This is a genomic window from Streptococcus sp. SN-1 (assembly GCF_041154385.1).
GTDB lineage: Bacteria > Bacillota > Bacilli > Lactobacillales > Streptococcaceae > Streptococcus > Streptococcus mitis_CT.
The window spans coordinates 719010-736879 of sequence record NZ_AP028929.1 but is presented as its reverse complement, the minus strand read 5'-3'; the positions used below and the strand labels follow the sequence as shown (position 1 = coordinate 736879).

The 17870-nt window shown below is 40.1% G+C and carries 15 protein-coding genes and 1 pseudogene; 1 reads left to right on the top strand and 15 read right to left on the bottom strand.

All coding sequences use genetic code 11. From position 1 onward, the window contains the following. Positions 1–6 precede the first annotated feature (6 nt). Genes ACAM22_RS03205 through ACAM22_RS03195 form a run of 3 tightly spaced genes read right to left on the bottom strand, consistent with a single transcriptional unit; the run spans position 7 to position 2688 of the window. Positions 7–861 (bottom strand): shikimate dehydrogenase, encoded by an 855-nt coding sequence (locus ACAM22_RS03205; protein WP_261052109.1) that lies wholly within the window; start codon positions 859–861, stop codon positions 7–9. After that, positions 851–1528: a type I 3-dehydroquinate dehydratase gene (aroD, locus tag ACAM22_RS03200; protein WP_261052107.1), complete on the bottom strand. Its 678-nt coding sequence runs from the start codon at positions 1526–1528 to the stop codon at positions 851–853. Before aroD ends, ACAM22_RS03205 begins: the two co-directional genes overlap by 11 nt. Beyond that, positions 1525–2688 carry a class I SAM-dependent rRNA methyltransferase gene (locus tag ACAM22_RS03195; RefSeq protein ID WP_261052105.1) on the bottom strand — a complete coding sequence of 388 codons (1164 nt, stop codon included), beginning with the start codon at positions 2686–2688 and terminating at the stop codon, positions 1525–1527. Before ACAM22_RS03195 ends, aroD begins: the two co-directional genes overlap by 4 nt. A 116-nt stretch (positions 2689–2804) precedes the next feature. Here ACAM22_RS03195 and ACAM22_RS03190 point away from each other — a divergent pair, with 116 nt between their 5' ends. Then, positions 2805–4955 (top strand): LTA synthase family protein, encoded by a 2151-nt coding sequence (locus ACAM22_RS03190; RefSeq protein WP_261052102.1) that lies wholly within the window; start codon positions 2805–2807, stop codon positions 4953–4955. 564 nt (positions 4956–5519) lie between these two features. Here the strand turns inward: ACAM22_RS03190 and ACAM22_RS03185 are convergent. The 12 genes and pseudogenes from ACAM22_RS03185 to ACAM22_RS03130 all read right to left on the bottom strand — a co-directional run. After that, a pseudogene (locus ACAM22_RS03185) lies at positions 5520–5597 on the bottom strand (IS200/IS605 family transposase); the annotation flags it as partial. Positions 5598–5784: 187 nt separating this feature from the next. Next, complete coding sequence (locus ACAM22_RS03180; protein WP_049522019.1) at positions 5785–7128, bottom strand: DEAD/DEAH box helicase; 1344 nt, start codon at positions 7126–7128, stop codon at positions 5785–5787. 398 nt (positions 7129–7526) lie between these two features. Beyond that, entirely contained in the window at positions 7527–8342 is an 816-nt protein-coding gene (locus ACAM22_RS03175; protein WP_265471690.1) for an endonuclease/exonuclease/phosphatase family protein, read from the bottom strand. 51 nt (positions 8343–8393) lie between these two features. After that, entirely contained in the window at positions 8394–10574 is a 2181-nt protein-coding gene (locus ACAM22_RS03170; RefSeq protein WP_369606943.1) for a PTS transporter subunit IIBC, read from the bottom strand. 184 nt (positions 10575–10758) lie between these two features. Next, on the bottom strand, positions 10759–11685 hold the full coding sequence (ftsX, locus tag ACAM22_RS03165) for a permease-like cell division protein FtsX (protein ID WP_000625545.1): 927 nt from the start codon (positions 11683–11685) through the stop codon (positions 10759–10761). Continuing rightward, complete coding sequence (gene ftsE / locus ACAM22_RS03160) at positions 11678–12370, bottom strand: cell division ATP-binding protein FtsE (protein ID WP_000022269.1); 693 nt, start codon at positions 12368–12370, stop codon at positions 11678–11680. Before ftsE ends, ftsX begins: the two co-directional genes overlap by 8 nt. Before the next feature lie 17 nt (positions 12371–12387). Next, positions 12388–13483, bottom strand: a protein-coding gene (prfB, locus tag ACAM22_RS03155) for a peptide chain release factor 2 (RefSeq protein ID WP_100198837.1) whose coding sequence is annotated in 2 segments (ribosomal slippage) — positions 12388–13410 and positions 13412–13483 — 1095 coding nt in all. Because the reading frame shifts where the segments join, the coding sequence is not laid out codon by codon here. Between the two features lie 108 nt (positions 13484–13591). Then, a complete protein-coding gene (locus ACAM22_RS03150; RefSeq protein WP_000268666.1) occupies positions 13592–14248 on the bottom strand; it encodes a CBS domain-containing protein in 657 nt (218 codons plus the stop codon). Between the two features lie 306 nt (positions 14249–14554). Further along, positions 14555–15265 (bottom strand): ABC transporter ATP-binding protein, encoded by a 711-nt coding sequence (locus tag ACAM22_RS03145; RefSeq protein WP_000062200.1) that lies wholly within the window; start codon positions 15263–15265, stop codon positions 14555–14557. Next, positions 15265–16029, bottom strand: a complete 765-nt coding sequence (locus tag ACAM22_RS03140; protein ID WP_001185997.1) for an ABC transporter ATP-binding protein — start codon at positions 16027–16029, stop codon at positions 15265–15267. Before ACAM22_RS03140 ends, ACAM22_RS03145 begins: the two co-directional genes overlap by 1 nt. Continuing rightward, positions 16029–16985 carry a branched-chain amino acid ABC transporter permease gene (locus ACAM22_RS03135; RefSeq protein ID WP_000662286.1) on the bottom strand — a complete coding sequence of 319 codons (957 nt, stop codon included), beginning with the start codon at positions 16983–16985 and terminating at the stop codon, positions 16029–16031. The genes ACAM22_RS03140 and ACAM22_RS03135 overlap by 1 nt, the downstream gene beginning before the upstream one ends. A gap of 3 nt (positions 16986–16988) precedes the next feature. Beyond that, entirely contained in the window at positions 16989–17858 is an 870-nt protein-coding gene (locus ACAM22_RS03130; protein WP_000941421.1) for a branched-chain amino acid ABC transporter permease, read from the bottom strand. Positions 17859–17870 lie beyond the last annotated feature (12 nt).

Here is a 17870-nt window from a genome sequence, read left to right as displayed (position 1 = left end):
TTTTCTTTATTGGTATTTTTCTGTTAAAGACTGCCAAATTTCTTCTGTCGGCATTTCCTTGCCTGTCCACAGTTGAAAAGCTTCTGCAGCTTGATAGAGCAACATTCCCAGACCATTAACCGCTGGATTGCCCTGACTTCTAGCCCATTTCAAAAATGGTGTTTCAAAGGGTTGGTAAATGATATCAGCTACTAAGAGAGTTTCTGGTAAATTGATGCTTTCAGGAACTGGAGATGATTTACCGTCCATTCCTACACTTGTCGCATTGACAAGTAAATCCGACTCAGCAATCCTTGCTTGCAGTTCAGAAACATCTTCTAAAGCATACAAGTCCACCTTAAAGCCTGTCTGCTCCTGTAACTTGTCTAGGTAAGGTCTTGTTTTTTCCATAGAAACTGAACGAACAAAGACCGAAATCTGACTGACGCCATCCAAAATAGCTTGCGCCAAGATAGACTTGGCCGCACCACCTGCACCCAGCAGGGTCATCTTCTTACCTGTAATTGTAAAAGAAGGCAAGCTCTTAAAAAATCCCTTGCCATCTGTATTATATCCGATTAAATTGCCATTCTCATTAACAACCGTATTAACCGCACCAATCAAGCGCGCCTCATCGCTCAGCTCATCCAAGTAAGGAATCACCTGCTCCTTATAGGGCATGGAAAGATTGATGCCAAACATCTGGTAGCGACGAATATTGGCCACTGTTTCTGCCAAATCACCCGCTTCAATCTCCCAAGCCACATAAGCACCATTGGTATCTGTCGCCTCAAAGGCACTATTGTGAATAAAGGGGGAAATAGAATGCTTAATAGGATTGGCAACAACTGCAGCTAAACGTGTATAGCCATCAAGCTTCATCCAAAATCTCCCTGATTTTTTTCATGCTAGCTAGAGAAATCTGACCTGGGGCACTAGCCTCATCCAGACTGGCAAAAGACCAACTAGAACCCGTCACATCCGCAGTGATACGAGAGACCTTGCCCACCTTGCCCATAGAAATGGTCACATATTCCTGTTCAGGATTGAGAGTTTTAAAACCTCGTGTATAGTTCATCAAGTCTAAGACATCCTGCTCCGTGTGAGCCATCACTGCAACCTTAACAAGTTTTGGATTTAGGCTCGTCAACTCTGACAAGATTTCCATCATATTTTCAGGTGTTTCTTGAAAATTATGGTAACTCAAAACGAGATTTGGGAAGTCCAACATTTCCTCAAAAACATCCTTGTAGCTATAGTACTCAAAATCAATATAGTCTGGTTGATAGAGTTGTGCCACTTCCTTGATTAGATGGATATATTCTTCTGGAGAAAGGTCGATTTCTCCCCCTTCAGAGCGAGTTCTCAGCGTGAAAACCAACTCACGGCCAGCGAATTTTTCAAAAATAGCTGGAGCTACCTGCAAAATCGCTTCTTTAGGCAGATAGTCGGCACGCCATTCAATGATGTCGGCATCTAGGTACCTCGTGGCATCCAGAACCTGAGCCTCCTCTAAACTTCTTGGCATTACTGAAACAATTAATTTCATTTACTAACCTTCATACTAATCACCTTGAGGTAATTACTACTTTCATCTTTTTTATTATAGGCAAAATCTGCTGAAAGACCGTATTTGTTTAAAATCTGGTAACTTCTTCCTGCAAAGCCTTTATCAATTTGTTCTGTAAATTTCTGGCGGGATACATTGGCAGCATTGGTACTAGCAATGATAATCCCTCCCGGATTTAAAATCTCAAGACTCTGGGAAATCAACTTGTGATAATCCTTGGCCACAGAAAATGTTTGTTTTTTGTTCCGAGCAAAGCTAGGCGGATCTAGGACAATGACATCGTAGGTCAAACCTTTTCGTTTAGCATATTTGAAATACTCAAAAACATCCATGACTATAAAACGATGGGCCTCTGTGCTGAGCCCATTTGCCTGAAAATGCGCTTCCGACAATTCTCGTGAACGTTTAGCTAGGTCAACAGAAGTAGTCTGGCTTGCTCCCCCCATGGCCGCAGCTACTGAAAAGGCTGCTGTGTAGGAAAACATATTGAGCAAGGATTTGCCCATAGCCAAACCGTCAACTAAGCTACCTCGAACCTCGTGCTGGTCAAGGAAAATCCCTGTCATCAAGCCATCATTCATAAAGACTTGATACAAGACACCATTTTCCAGAACAGTGAAAAAGTCAGGTGCTTCTTGACCATAAACATGAGCAGATTCATAGTCTAGACCCTTAAAGCGGATTTTCTCATAGGCCCCTAAGACCTCAGGAAAAACCTGTCTAAAGGCTTCTGAGATGGTCTGACGAATCTGATAAACATAAGAGTTATACCAAGAAAAGACAGCATAGTCGCCATAAAGGTCCACTGTCAGACCGCCAAAGCCATCTCCCTCTTGGTTGAAGAGACGAAAGGCAGTTGTCAAATCATCTTGATAATAGGATTTTCTCTTTTCTTTAGCTTGTCTAAACAGCGTTTCAAAGAAAGCTTGATTGAAGGCCACCTTGTCCTTACTAACAAACCAGCCCAAGCCCTTGTTTTGCTGCGAAAGGTAGGCAGTTCCAAGAAAGGTTCCTTCCTGACTCTGCACTTCTACTTCCTGATCCTTAAGATTGACATTCTCAAGATCACTGGCTTCTAGTAAAACTAGCCCCTTAGCGAGCTTCTTTTCAACCCTTTTGCTAACTCTTATTCTATTCATAACTACCATTATATCAAACTTTTAGACAATTCTCAAAAAAGAAACTACCCTTGCTTTTTTACTCTTCTTTTAAAAAATGGTATACTAATACTAATAAAAAATTAGGAAGTAAATGTGTGAGAAGCAATTTTAACAAAATCCAAAAAGCCGTCGGTACCAGACTGGGTTTTGTCCTAACCCTTTTAATCCTCTATTGGCTCAAAACCTTATTAGCCTATGCCGTTGACTTTAATTTAGATATTCAAGTGGGCAAGTTGCAGGGAAATTACCTTGCCTTTATCGCCTTTTTCAATCCCCTTCCTTTGGGACTACTTCTGCTGGCTCTAGCCCTCTATGCTCGGTCAACCAAGATCTTTTATGGTCTGAGTATAGCTATTTATAGCCTTTTATTCATTTGGCTCTATTCCAACGTCTTTTACTATCGAGAATTTAGCGACTTTATCACGACCAATACCATGAAGGTGGTCAGCAAGGTGTCTGTTGGTACTGCAGAACTAGAGTTACTGCGCTTTTGGGATTTCATCTATTTTATGGATTTCCCATTGCTGGCTTTCCTTTTCTATAAAAAATTCATCCAGCTGGATAGGAGACCTTTCAAATTCCGCTCAAGTGTTGCTATCACTGCACTCTCAGCCCTGCTCTTTTCTGCTAATCTTTTCTTGGCTGAAATTGAGCGTCCCGATCTCCTGTCGCGAGGATTTTCTAATTATTATATTGTTCGTGCCCTTAGTTTGCCAGCCTTTTTAGGTTATAGTGCCAATCAATCCTATAGCGCCAACAAAGAACGTGCTAAGGCCTCTGAGACCGACCTTCAACCTATTACAGATTATATTCAAGAACATTCGGCTAAGCCCAATCCAGACTATTTTGGCTTGGCCAAAGGAAAAAATGTGATTTATCTCCACTTGGAGAGTTTCCAACAGTTCCTACTTGACTATAAACTCAACATAGATGGAACTGAGCATGAAGTCACTCCCTTCCTTAATTCCCTCTACCATTCGCAATCAACCCTAGCCTTTTCGAATATCTTTAACCAAGTCAAGGCTGGTAAAACCTCAGATGCGGAAACCATGCTGGAGACCGGTTTGTTTGGACTTGACCAAGGTTCCTTTATGGTCAATTACGGTGGTACCAATACCCAGCAGGCAGCTCCTTTTATCCTATCAAAAAACGGCTACCAATCAAGCGCTGTCTTTCACGGCAATATCGGGACCTTCTGGAACCGAAATACGACCTATAAACAATGGGGCTACCAATACTTCTTTGACGCATCCTATTTTACTAAGCAAGACAGTAGCAATTCTTTCCAATATGGTTTAAATGATAAAATCATGATGAAAGATTCTATCCAATATCTGGAGCACTTGCAGCAGCCTTTTTATGCTAAGTATATCACGGTATCCAATCACTATCCCTATGCTAGCAATCTGACTGGCGATGAACTTGGTTTCCCACTGGCTAAGACCAAAGATGAAACAATCAATGGCTACTTCCAAACAGCCAACTATCTGGATAGTGCCATCAAGGCTTTCTTTGACTATCTCAAAGAAAGTGGCCTCTATGAAAAATCCATCATCGTCATTTACGGAGACCATTATGGAATTTCCAACTCCCGAAATCCTGAGCTGGCACCCTTGATTGGAAAGACTTCTGAGAACTGGTCTAATTACGACAATGCCATGTTGCAACGAGTGCCTTTTATGGTGGTCATGCCTGGCTATGAAAAAGGACAAATCATCAATACCTACGGTGGACAAATCGATATCTTACCGACTCTTGAACACCTCCTTGGTATTGAGGCCAATTCCTTCCTTCAAGTCGGCCAAGACCTCCTATCTCCAGACCATCAAGAAATCGTTGCCTTTCGAACTGCCAATTCCTTCGTCACACCAAAATATACTAGTTATGACGGACGAACCTACTATACTGAGAGCGGTCTTGAAATCAGCAATCTTGATGAACAAGCTCAGACTGAACTAGAAATTGTTCGTCAAGCAGCTAGCCAACAGCTGAAAATCAGCGACCAGATTCAAACTGGCGATTTGATCCGTTTCTACCAAGCAGATCATCTTGGAAAAGTTGATACAGAAAGTATTTCTTATCTCAATTCTTTACCAATTCTTCAAAAGATTGAGCAGGAAAAAGGTGGTCAATCAACCAGTCTCTTTAGCCAACGACAAGGTAAAACCAGTGCTGACCTTTTCAAGGCACCAAGTTACCAAGAACTCCATCCAGAGTCGGCAGAAACCGAATCAAAATCACAATAAAAAATGCTCTTCCGTCTTGGAGGAGCATTTCTTTTTATCAATGAAAATCAAAGAGCAAACTAAGAAACTAACCTCAGATTAACTGTAAGATTGTAGGTAGAGAGGTTGTATCAGTAATATATGTCTGTCAAATTTAGTGACGAAGATAGTAGAAGATAAATCAGCTTCAGTAGATATCTGGAAAATTTGATTTTATAGAAAAGCCTTTTGTTACAAACTCAATATACTATCAATAAATAATATCATAGAAGCAACAATAATTATAATTTCACCTATTTGAATAATCCTATTTCGAACTCTAAATATATTTTCTATCCAAAATACTTGTATCACACACATTATAGGAATTAAAGTTTTTGAAATTGAAAAATATCCAAATAAATAAACTATAAACAACAAAAATAGAAACTTGTTATATTTCTTATTCATGACATTCCCCTCTTTATTTTTTGATTACCAATCTTAATCATTTACAACCACATTATAACAAACTACGAAATCCTTGTTAACAAATATTGCCATTTTTTAAAATTTTTTGTGATTCTTACTTCGATATTGATTTCAGATGACTTTTCGTCTATACTTAGGGGTGAGCACAAAGTGATACTTTGTGTGCGGTAAACTATGAGCCTTTTGTGCCATATTTTTCTCCTTTCGCTTTACAATTGGCTTGAACACCTTTATTGTATCGCGTTTGGAGTTTTTTTGGTATAACCTTCGACGCACACCCGCATAGCGGGTGGTTTTTTGTCTCGCACCTAACGAAGCGAGACGGACTGAAAGTCACATAATTAAAAAAAGTTGGAGCTCAGCACTCCAACAATTACTATTAAAATGTTTGGCGTTTTGCTTTACGCTCTGCACGACCGCGAGCACGATTTTCAGCACGCTTGGTTTTGCGGCGCTTTTCATCAACCGCCCATTGAATTTTCTTCTTATAACCTGGTTTGACTTTTTTCTTTTTCTTTTTAACCAAACCAATCATTTCGATATCAAGCTTATCCTGCTTCTTTTCACGGTTGGCACGACGATCACGGTCATAAGTATCTTGAAATTCCCCGTCTTTGACCATCTTAGGAGTAAACTTGATTCCCAATTTCTCCAACTCACGAATATCCGAGTCATCACTTGGCTGATAAAGAGTAATAGCTGTACCTGGTAGGCCATTGCGTCCGGTACGACCAACACGGTGCACGAAGAAGGATAAGTCTTGCGGAATGGCATCATTGATGACATGGCTGACACCTTCAATGTCAATTCCACGCGCTGCCAAGTCTGTTGCGACAATGTACTCAAAATCCAGATTTTTCACCTGATTCATGATACGCTTGCGTTCACGAGGGGCAATATCCCCATGGATTTTTGCCACCTTCAAGCCTTGAGCAGTCAGATATGAATGCAATTCATCAGCACGCGTTTTAGTGTTAACAAAAATCATTGCCAAATACGGTTGCATCAACTGAGTCAACTGATAAATTTGAGCATTCTTGTCACGTCCCTTAGTAGAAATCAACCAATTATCAATGGTATCAGAAATGACCGTTTTGGTCTTGATTTTCTCCATAACTGGATTTGATAAGTATTTTTTCAAGAATGGTTGCAGTTTTTGTGGAATAGTCGCTGAGAAGACCATGAATTGCAGATCTTTTGGAAGGCTTCCAGCAATCTTATCAACAGTTTCTAAGAATCCCATATCCAAGGTCATATCTGCCTCATCGACCACAAAGGTCTTAGCCTTGTGAATAGCTAGGTCACCAGACTTAACCAAGTCATAGATGCGGCCTGGTGTTCCAATAACAATATGAGGCTGATTGCTTGCTAATTTCTCAATCTGGCGAGCCTTATCCGTACCACCCACATAATTAACCACACGAACTTCGACATCTGAGTGAGCTGCAATCTGACGCGCTGCTTGGTAAATTTGAGTAGCCAACTCACGACTCGGTGCAGTAATCACTGCTTGTACACTATCGCTAGCTTCATCTAATTGCTGGAAAATAGGTAACAAGAAAGTGTGAGTCTTACCTGAACCTGTTTTTGATTCTCCAACCAAATCTCGGCCTGCCAAGACAATGGGAATCAACTTATCTTGTACCTCTGTTGGAGTTGTAAATTTCAACTCCTCCAAGGCTTCTCTAATATAGTTTTTAAATTGAAATTTCGTAAATGACATAATATCCTCGATTCTATCTATCTTACCAATTATACCATATTTTATTCCATTTCAGTATCCTCACTTATTTATACTCAATGAAAATCAAAGATCAAACTAGGAAGCTAGCCGCAGGTTGCTCAAAACACTGTTTTGAGGTTGCAGATAGAACTGACGAAGTCAGTAACATCTATACAGCAAGGTGAAGCTGACGTGGTTTGAATTTGATTTTCGAAGAGTATTAGGCTATTTCCAGTACCTTTTCTAGTCAGAAAAAGGCTGGAACTTCATGATTCCAACCTCTTTTCATACTCAATGAAAATTAAAGAGCAAACTAGGAAACTAGCCGCAGGCTGTACTTGAGTACGGCAAGGCGACGTTGACGTGGTTTGAATTTGATTTTCGAAGAGTATCAGTTATTATTTCCAGTTTAAAAGAGCATTCAAGCCATAGTGATCACTCACTTGTGGACTCTTGTGACCATCAAATACGACATGTAAATTTTCCACCGCTAACTCTTTGGTAGTAAAAACATAGTCGATTCGAAGGGGTTCAGTGTTCCCTTTCCAGCCATCAATTTCTGGTGGAACAGTATAGCTACCACTTTTCTCTTGAGCAACTACAAATGCGTCTTGTAAGCCTAATGGACTTGCTAAAATAGCTTGGTATCCTTCCTGACCTGCTGGATTGTTGAAATCTCCAGCAAGCAAAAGTGGCTTGTTCAATTCTTTCAAGACAGCCTCAAATCGTGCCCATTCTTCTTGGAAACCTTTATCCCACCAAGAAAGGTGGACACTGGCAACTGCAAGTTCATTACCATCGACTACAGTTTCAGCCAAGGCAACACGGCGAGTATGATAGTCTGTTGGATCATCCACATCTGAAACCAAAATTTCTCTGGCTTCAATAGGTGTTTTAGACAAGATAGCCACACCTTCGTGGTAGCGATCATAACCGATATGGTTATAGGCCCAAGTCCAGTAGTAATTTTTCCCTTGCTCAGACAACTTTTCAACCAAAAGTCTAACATAGTGATCTTGGTGAATAGGCTCAGCTGCTGGCAAAGGTTGATAGAGATCATTAACCTCCACCACTGGCGAAGTGATTTCCTGATTGATTTCTTGGAAACAAATCAAATCATAGTCTTTTTCAAGAATATCCTCAAGCAAAATCTGGAATTTTTCCTCAGCTTCTTTTTCCATCCAACTATGAGTATTGAGTGTTAAAAATTTCATTCTTTTCTCCCAAAATAAGAGGTTGGAATACAGCTTCCAACCTCAAGTATATTACAATTCTACTTTAGCAACTGCTGTTTTAGCTGCAAGAGAACCTGTTTTTTCTAATTTAACTGATTTAATTGCATCACCATTTGTGAAGACAACTACTGTTGAAGTTTCACGTCCTGCTGCACGGATAGCATCCAAGTCAGCTGTGACAAGAAGATCACCTGCTGCAACTTTTTGTCCTTCAGCAACATGAACTGTAAATGGTTTACCTTCAAGACTTACTGTGTCCAAACCAATGTGAACCAATACTTCAAGACCTGCTTCAGTCACAATACCAAGAGCATGTTTTGTTGGGAAGATGCTTGATACAGTACCTGAAACTGGAGATACAATGTTTCCATTTGTAGGTTCTACTGCAAATCCATCACCCATCATTTTTTGAGCAAATACTGGATCTTTTACTTGTTCCAAAGCAATAACTTGACCGTCTGCTACTGAGTAAACTTCCTCAGTAAGACCTTTGAAGTGAACAGTGTTTTGTTGTGCTTCAGTCATTTGGCTTGGAAGAGTTTCAGGAATGATTTCACCTGAATCAAGGATATCTTGGATATCAGATTTCAATACGTCAGCTTTTGGACCGTAGATAGCTTGAACCCCTTGTCCTTTCATGACAAGACCCATAGCTCCTTCTGCTTTCCATTGCTCTGCATTTCCTACTTTATCTGCATCTTTAACAGTTACACGAAGACGAGTCATACATGCGTCAACATCAACGATGTTTGCACGTCCACCAAGAAGGTTGATAATGTTTACAGCTTGAGAACCTGCTGCAACTTTCACTTCGCTGCTAGATTCTTCTGAACCTTCAGCAGTTTCGTAGTTTCCGTTACGCCCTGGAGTTGCGTAGTTGAATTTTTGAATCATGAAGTTTGCGATAAAGTACATGATTACAGCAAAGAGAACAGTTACCCAAATGAAGTTAATGATATCCATACCGATACCAGCACTGATTGCAATAGGTGTACGAGTCAAGAACTCGATTGAACCGAATGAGTGCATACGTAGGTTCACAACGTCAGCCATAGCGAAGGCAGCACCTTGAACAAGTGAGTAAACAAGATACATAGGTGTTGCTACAAACATGAACATGTATTCGATTGGTTCAGTAACCCCTGTCAAGAATGTTGCAAGAGCTGTTGCAATCATCATACCTTTGTATTTATGTTTCTTGTCAGCATCAACATTACGGTAGATAGCCACAACCACACCCATCAAGATACCGAATGAACCAATCATTTGTCCAACTTTGAAACGAGCTGGGTGAACAGTATCTAACAAGTGTTGGTATTGACTAGCATCAGTACCTTTAAGGTTTACAAGGTCTGTTACCCATGCAAGCCAAAGTGGGTCTTGACCAAATACTTGAGTACCTTTAGCTGCACCTGTCAAAATCTCATAAGTACCACCAAGAGCTGTGTAGTTCATTGGGATTGTCAACATGTGGTGAAGACCAAATGGCAAGAGCAAACGTTCCAAAGTACCATACAAGAATGGTGCAAGGATTGGAGCAGTTTCTTGTGAGTTAGCAATCCAGATACCAAAGCTATTGATACCTGTTTGGACTACTGGCCAGAATGCAGCAAGTAGAATTGCAGCGATTGCTGAACGAAGAATAACTACAAATGGTACGAAACGTTTCCCGTTGAAGAATGAAAGTGCATCAGGAAGTTTACGGAAATTATAGTATTTGTTGTAAGCAGTTGCCCCTACAAAACCTGAGATAATCCCTACGAATACACCCATGTTCAAGGCTGGAGCTTCAAGAACACTGATAAAGTAATCAGCAACTTTGATTGAACCACCGAATAGAGTAGTTACCATAGCATCTGGATTTTTTAACATATCTCCTGATACACCAAAGATTGTACCAGTGATACGGTTAATCAAGATGAAGGCAAGACCAGCGGCGAAAGCACCACCAGCACGTTCTTTAGCCCAGCTACCTCCAATGGCTAGGGCAAACAAAATGTGAAGGTTACCGATAACCCCCCAACCAATTTGCTCAAGAATTCCACCAGTGATTACAAGTGGTGCAAAGGTTGGGTTAATCATCACGATAGACTTACCGATTGAAATCATCAAACCAGCAGCCGGCATAACGGCAATAACCACCATCAAAGCCTTACCGAATTTTTGCCAAAATTCGAAAGACAAGACATTTTTGAATGTATCTTTCATCATTCAAATCTCCTTTATTTTTATTTAGGCAAACGTTTTACGAAAACGTTTGCACCTTTTATGATTTAATTATACCACTTTAATTTTTTTTGTAAAGGCTTTTATAAAAAAAAGTACACTTTTTTCTAAAATTTTTGTAGCAAAAAAGGAGATATTAAAATCTCCTCAAATATACTTCTATTTTATTTTAGATTTTCAGGAATCGGCGCATTGAAATTCCTGATCCGATTGAACCGATAAAAATTCCAATCACAAATAATAAGGCAATCATCAGTGGACTGAATACTTCTGGTGATATCATTGAAAGGTTCTGACCAACCAATGACTTATTAACCGATTGGTAAACCATTTTATAGACAATAAATACCAGAACTGACGGAAGGGTTGCTCCAAGCAAACCAATGAAGGCTCCTTCAAGCAAGAAAGGTCCACGGATATAGCCGTTCTTAGCACCTACTAAACGCATGATTTGAATTTCACGGCTTCGTGAAATAATGGTGATACGAATCGTATTAGAAATCAAGAACACCGCAATGAAAATCAATAATCCCGCGATAACTAATCCCCAGACACGAATAAATGAGGCTAACTTAAACAAGCGTTCTGTATTGGCACCACCATCTTGAACTTCTGATACACCTTCAATTTTCTTAGCCTCTTCTGCTACTGTCTTTACATCGCTTGGCGTGTTGGTGTCAACAATATATGCATCATAGAGAGGATTGGCATCCCCTTCAAAGATTTTCCAGTTGTCCCCCATTGTTTCGGTCAACTTTTCATATTGTTCTTCTTTACTTGAAAAGGTAACACTTTTAACAGTTGACATACCTTTCAAAGCATCGTATACCTTATGGTAGTCATTATTTGTAACAGTTTGACCTTCTTTTTCAATGGTCTCACTATTGTCAGCTACGTCCTTACGAATATATACCATTACTCGGACATTGTTTTCAATATCTGTAGCGAGTTTAGCCGTATTAAAGATAACAGATGCAAATATTGCAACTAAAGTCAAAGTAATCATAACCGAACTGACAGCTGCTACTGTCATCCAGCCATTTCGTTTCAAACTTTTTAATGATTCAAATAAATGACGAAAAAATCTACTAATCATCGTATCCATATTCTCCTTTAGCTTCGTCACGAACGACACGGCCATTTTCAATGGCAATGACACGGTGGCGCAAGGTATTTACAATCTGACTGTTGTGGGTCGCCATCAAGACAGTTGTACCTTGGAGATTGATGCGTTCCAACAAATTCATAATTTCCCATGAATTATCTGGGTCCAAGTTTCCTGTTGGTTCGTCCGCAATCAATACTTTTGGATTATTTACAATAGCACGCGCTATCGCAATACGCTGTTGTTCTCCCCCCGAAAGTTCATTTGGGAAAGAACGAACCTTATGCTTCAATCCAACCAAGTCTAAAACTTCCATAACACGTTTTTTGATATTACGGCGACTTTCTCCAATTACCTCCATTGCATAAGCAATATTTTCATAAACGGTTTTCTTTGGTAACAGTTTATAATCTTGGAAGACAACCCCAACACTACGACGTAGGAGAGGAACATCTTTCTTTTTAATTTTAACCAGATTAAAACCAGCAACAGATAAGCTTCCTTTTTCGATTTTTACTTCGCGATACAAAGAACGAATAAAGGTTGATTTCCCAGCTCCTGAAGGTCCTACGATGTAAACAAATTCCCCTGGTTGAACGCTTACCGAAACACCACGTAGGGCAGTCGTTCCGTTATCGTATTTTTTGACGACATCTCTCATTTCAATAATTGACATGTGAGTTCCTTTCTATCTTAGCTGATTCTCCACTTGAGATAGGCATCAATAAAACCATCTAGGTCTCCATCCATAACCTTATCTACTTGTGCAACTTCAAAGCTAGTTCGGTGATCTTTTACCATAGTATATGGCGTAAAAACATATGAACGGATTTGGCTTCCCCATGTGATTTCCTTTTTCTCACCCTTGAGGGAATCAACTTCCGCTGCTTTCTTTTCTTGCTCCATTTGATAGAGCTTAGCCTGCAACATCTTCATGGCACGATCTCTATTTCCATACTGGGTACGATCGACCGTTGACTGGACAACAGTCCCAGTTGGAATGTGTGTTAAACGTACACCTGTTGAAACCTTATTGACGTTTTGTCCACCAGCACCACCTGAACGGAAGGTGTCCATCTTGATATCATCTTCACGGATTTCCACTTCAATGGTATCATCCAACTCTGGCATCACTTCTACAGATGTGAAAGAGGTATGGCGACGTTTAGCAGAGTCAAATGGTGAAATTCGCACCAAACGGTGTACCCCCATTTCTGACTTGAGAAGACCATAGGCATTAGGTCCTTCAAATGATAAGGTTACTGACTTGATACCAGCTTCATCTCCTGCTTGGTAATCCAGTACTTCCACTTTAAAGCCTTTAGCATTTCCATAGCGAGTGTACATACGAAGCAACATATCACCCCAGTCCTGAGCTTCAGTACCACCTGATCCTGGATGAATTTCCAAAATCGCATTATTATGGTCATAAGGTTCTGACAAGAGCAAGGTCATCTCGTAACTGGTCATCATCTTATCCAGTTCTGACAACTGTTCAACCAATTCTTCATGCACCGACTCATCTTCAGCTAAAAAGTCTAATAAAATTTCAACTTCATCCTGCAACTCTTCCATTTTGTGGAAGGTGTTGTAGGTGTTTTTTAATTCATTTAATTCTTGCGACGTTTTTTGGGCCGCGATATTATCGTTCCAAAAATCAGGTTCTGTCATCTTGTTTTCCAAGATGGCAATCTCTTCCTCTAAACCTTCGAGGTCAAAGAGACCCCCTGAAAGAAGCTAATTTTTCACGATTTGCGTCAATTTTCTGACGAATTTCTGAAATGTCCATAAATACTCCTTTTTTGTATCATTTTATTATACCATAATCTATCATTTCTTTCCATCTTTTGCTCTAATCCCTTATTGCACGTAAAAAGAAGCCTTTCGGCTTCCCTTCTTACAAGACTTTTGCTGAAGTACGAGTGATTTCTTCTACTTGAATATTCTCTGATTCAAATTTTTCTTTCAAGGCTGGTAAATCGATTGATCCATCGATTTGAACTTCGATAATGACCTTACCATCCTTACGCGGAATATTTACTGTATGGGAGATATTCAAATTTTCTTCTACAATCAAAGAAACAATCTTTCCGAGAACACCGACTTCATCTTCTGTAACAAAGCGCACACGAATTCCTTCTTCACCGTAACCAGCAATTTCAAGAAAGGCTTGGAAAACGTCACGATCAGTAATAACCCCATATACTTGATGGTTATCAACAACAGGAAGAATACCAATCTTGTTTTTCAGCATCAGATAAGTTGCATCTTCTAGACTAGCATAGCCTGACACAGTAACAACATCGCGAATCATGACATCTTTTACTTTGGTCTTATTCAGAAGATAGTTCATCTCATAGATAGAAAGACTTGTTGCTTTTGAGGGGCTAGCTTGCGCAATGGTTCCCTCAGTTACCAAACCAACCAATTGATCATTTTCGATAACAGGCAAGCGGTGCAAACCTTGCTCTCTCATCAAATCTGCTGCATGAGATACTGTTGTATCTGGACTAATATACACTACCTTGCGGGTCATAAAATCTTTAACTGCCATGAGACTTCTCCTTTTCTATTCTTATCCCTATTATACAATCTTTTTGTAAATCTATCAAACGCTTACATTTCTTTTTCAAAATTCAGAAAAGTATGAATAAGCTAGCAAAAAGAGCTCTGAAATCGAGCTCTATGAATGAAGGTAAGATACCTTTCATTCGATTTTTCAATTATTAGAAATTAACCTTTCAATGTAGGTACAGATTTGTTTGCAATCTCAATCTACCGACTAAAAAGGTCCCCCGGACAATAGTGATGATTGCTTCGTAATCCTTATCCACCGATTAAAACAATCCAGTGGATTGTTTTAGCCACCTAGGTATGCTTTTCTGACTTCTTCTGATGAAGCGAGTTCTTTTCCTGTTCCTGATAGAACGATTTTCCCTGTTTCCAATACATAGCCTCGGTCAGAGATTGCGAGTGCTTTATTGGCATTTTGTTCAATCAAGAGGACGGTTGTTCCTTGTTTCTGGATGTCTTGAATGATATCAAAAATCTCTTGGATAAAGATTGGGGCAAGTCCCATTGATGGTTCATCTAAAAGAAGAAGTTTTGGTGTTGACATGAGGGCGCGTCCCATGGCAAGCATTTGCTGTTCTCCCCCTGAAAGAGTAGCTGCATCTTGGTTCTTCCGTTCTTCAAGACGTGGGAAGCGTGAGAAAACTTTCTTCAAATTAGCTTGATTTTCTTCACGATTTTTCTTTAAGAAAGCTCCCATTTCTAGATTTTCCATAACAGTCAAGCCAGGGAAGACGTGGCGTCCTTCTGGTACTTGTGAAAGACCACCTGCTACGATTTTCTGAGCTGGCATTTTTTGGATTTCTTGACCTAAAAATTCAATCTTTCCTGAACTCGGTCTAACCAAACCAGACAAGGTACGGAGAATGGTTGTTTTACCAGCACCATTGGCACCGATAAGGGAAACAACTTCTCCTTCATTCACTTCAAAGCTTACATCACGGACTGCTTGGATCATGCCGTAATGCACAGAAAGATTATCAACTTTTAACATAGACATTAGGCTTCACCTCCTAGATAAGCTTCGATAACGCGTTTATTGGTCTTAATTTCGTCAGGAGTTCCTTGTGCAATCAAGCGACCATATTCAAGTACGTAGATACGTTCTGTTACTTCCATGACCAGATTCATATCGTGTTCAATCAGCATGATCGTAATCTTAAATTCATCTTTGATACGACGAATTAACTCAGTCAATTCGGCTGTTTCCTGTGGGTTCATACCTGCTGCTGGTTCATCTAAAAAGAGAATTTTAGGTTCCGTAGCGAGGGCACGAACAATTTCCAAACGACGTTGTTGTCCGTAGGCAAGATTTTTAGCAAGAGTCTCTGCATCACCATCCAAATCAAAGATTTTAAGCAATTCCAAGGCTTTAGCCTTTAATTCTTTTTCACTCTTGTAAAAAGCTGGTAAGCGCAAAAAACTAGCAAAAACATGTTGTTTGTGATGGTTGCCAAAAGCAATCAAAACATTGTCCAAAACTGTTAAATCTTTAAAGAGACGGATATTTTGGAATGTACGTCCAAGTCCCAAAGAAGCAATCTTATAAGGTGACTTTCCATTCAAAAGGTGACCATCTAGGGTTACTGTTCCCTCGCTTGGTTCATAAACACCCGTCAAGAGGTTGAAAAGGGTGGTTTTCCCAGCTCCATTTGGACCGATTAGTCCAACCAGTTCCCCTTCGTTCAATTCAAGAGTCACATCTCCAACAGCTGTTAGACCGCCAAAATGTTTGGTTAACTGTTTTACTTCAAGTAATGCCATTAGTTTTGTTCCTCCTTCTTAGATTTTTTAAAGAAACGTGATAGGCTCAATTCCCATGTTCCAAGGAGTCCACCTGGTCTGAAAATCATTACCAATACCAAGGCCAAAGCGTAGATAATCATACGCACGCTAGCAACATCTTGGAGAAGCATATTCAAAATTCCCAGAACAATAGCTGAAACGATTGCACCTGTAATGGAACCAAGTCCACCAAATACAACAATAATCAAAACATTGATTGAGTTGATGAAAGTGTAATCTTTCGGTACAACTGAACCGATAAATCCTGCCTGAAGTGACCCTGCAATACTTGCAGTAATGGCACCAAAGACAAAGGCGATGATTTTAATTTTAGTCGTATTAACCCCAACTGACTCAGCAGCGATTTCATCCTCACGAACAGAAAGGGTTGAACGACCAATTGGACTACGCAAGAAGTTCAAGGTTGCAATAGTTGTAATCACGACAAAGAAGTAAACCATTTGCCAAGTTGTAAAGTTAGGAATTCCCAAGATACCTGCCGCACCATTTGTAAGGCTTCCGCCATTGATGATAAAGATACGGATAATTTCAGAAACACCTAGAGTCGCCACCGCAAGGTAATCCCCCTTCAAGCGCAAGGTTGGAATTCCGACAAGCAAGGCAACTGCTCCTGAAAGCAAAGCCCCTATCAGCATAGCTCCAAAGAAGGCACCGTAGGTTGGTGATTTAGATCCAATAATAGCAGCGGCATAGGCACCAATCGCCATGAAACCAGCATGCCCAAGTGAAAATTGTCCTGAAAAACCAACGATTAAGTTGAGACCAACAGCCAAAATAATATTAATTCCAATTTGTTGTAAAATCTGTACATAGAATAGGTTGAGTACTCCGACTGAAACCAGTACACTAATCAAGCCATAGCCAGCTAATAAAAGGAGTAACCATAGAATATTAACTTTTAAATTTTCCTTCATCGTTTACACCTTCTCTTTCACATTTTTACCAAGAATACCTGCTGGGCGGACAATCAAGATCAACAACAGGATTCCATAAACAATGGCATCACGGAAGTCTGACATTCCAAAGGCTGTCGCAAAAGTTTCCAATAAACCAATCACAAAACCACCAAGAGCCGCACCAGGAATAATCCCGATACCACCAAGTACTGCGGCAACGAAAGACTTAAGACCTGGAGTAACCCCCATCAAAGGCTCAAGAGAGTTATAATAGAGGGCAATCAGAACACCAGCTGCACCAGCAAGAGCTGAACCCAAAGCAAAGGTAAAGCTGATAGTACGGTTTACATTGATCCCCATCAATTGCGCCGCATCGCTATCTACAGATACAGCACGCATGGCTTTCCCCATCTTAGTCTTTTGGACAATGACCTGTAACAAAATCATCAAAATCAAGGAAATGGCCAAGATCATTAACTGCACATTTGTTAAGCTGATTGGTCCCAAATCATAGCGAACTGTTTGAATCGCTTGAGGGAAGGCACGGGTATTGGCACCAACCAGATAGACCATCCCATACTCCAATAGGAAAGAAACCCCAATAGCCGTAATCAAAACAGCAATACGAGTAGAGTGACGCAAAGGTCGGTAAGCAAGGAACTCAATCACGACACCAAGAATGGCTGTCGCTAACATAGCTACAATAAGAGCTACAAAGAAATTCATTTGGAAAGAATTAATCAAGAAATAACCGATAAAGGCTCCCATCATATAAATATCACCGTGGGCGAAGTTGATGAGCTTGATAATTCCGTAAACCATGGTATATCCTAGGGCTAACAGCGCATAAACACTACCTAGAATCAAACCATTTACTAGTTGTTGGAGCATAAGATTCACTCT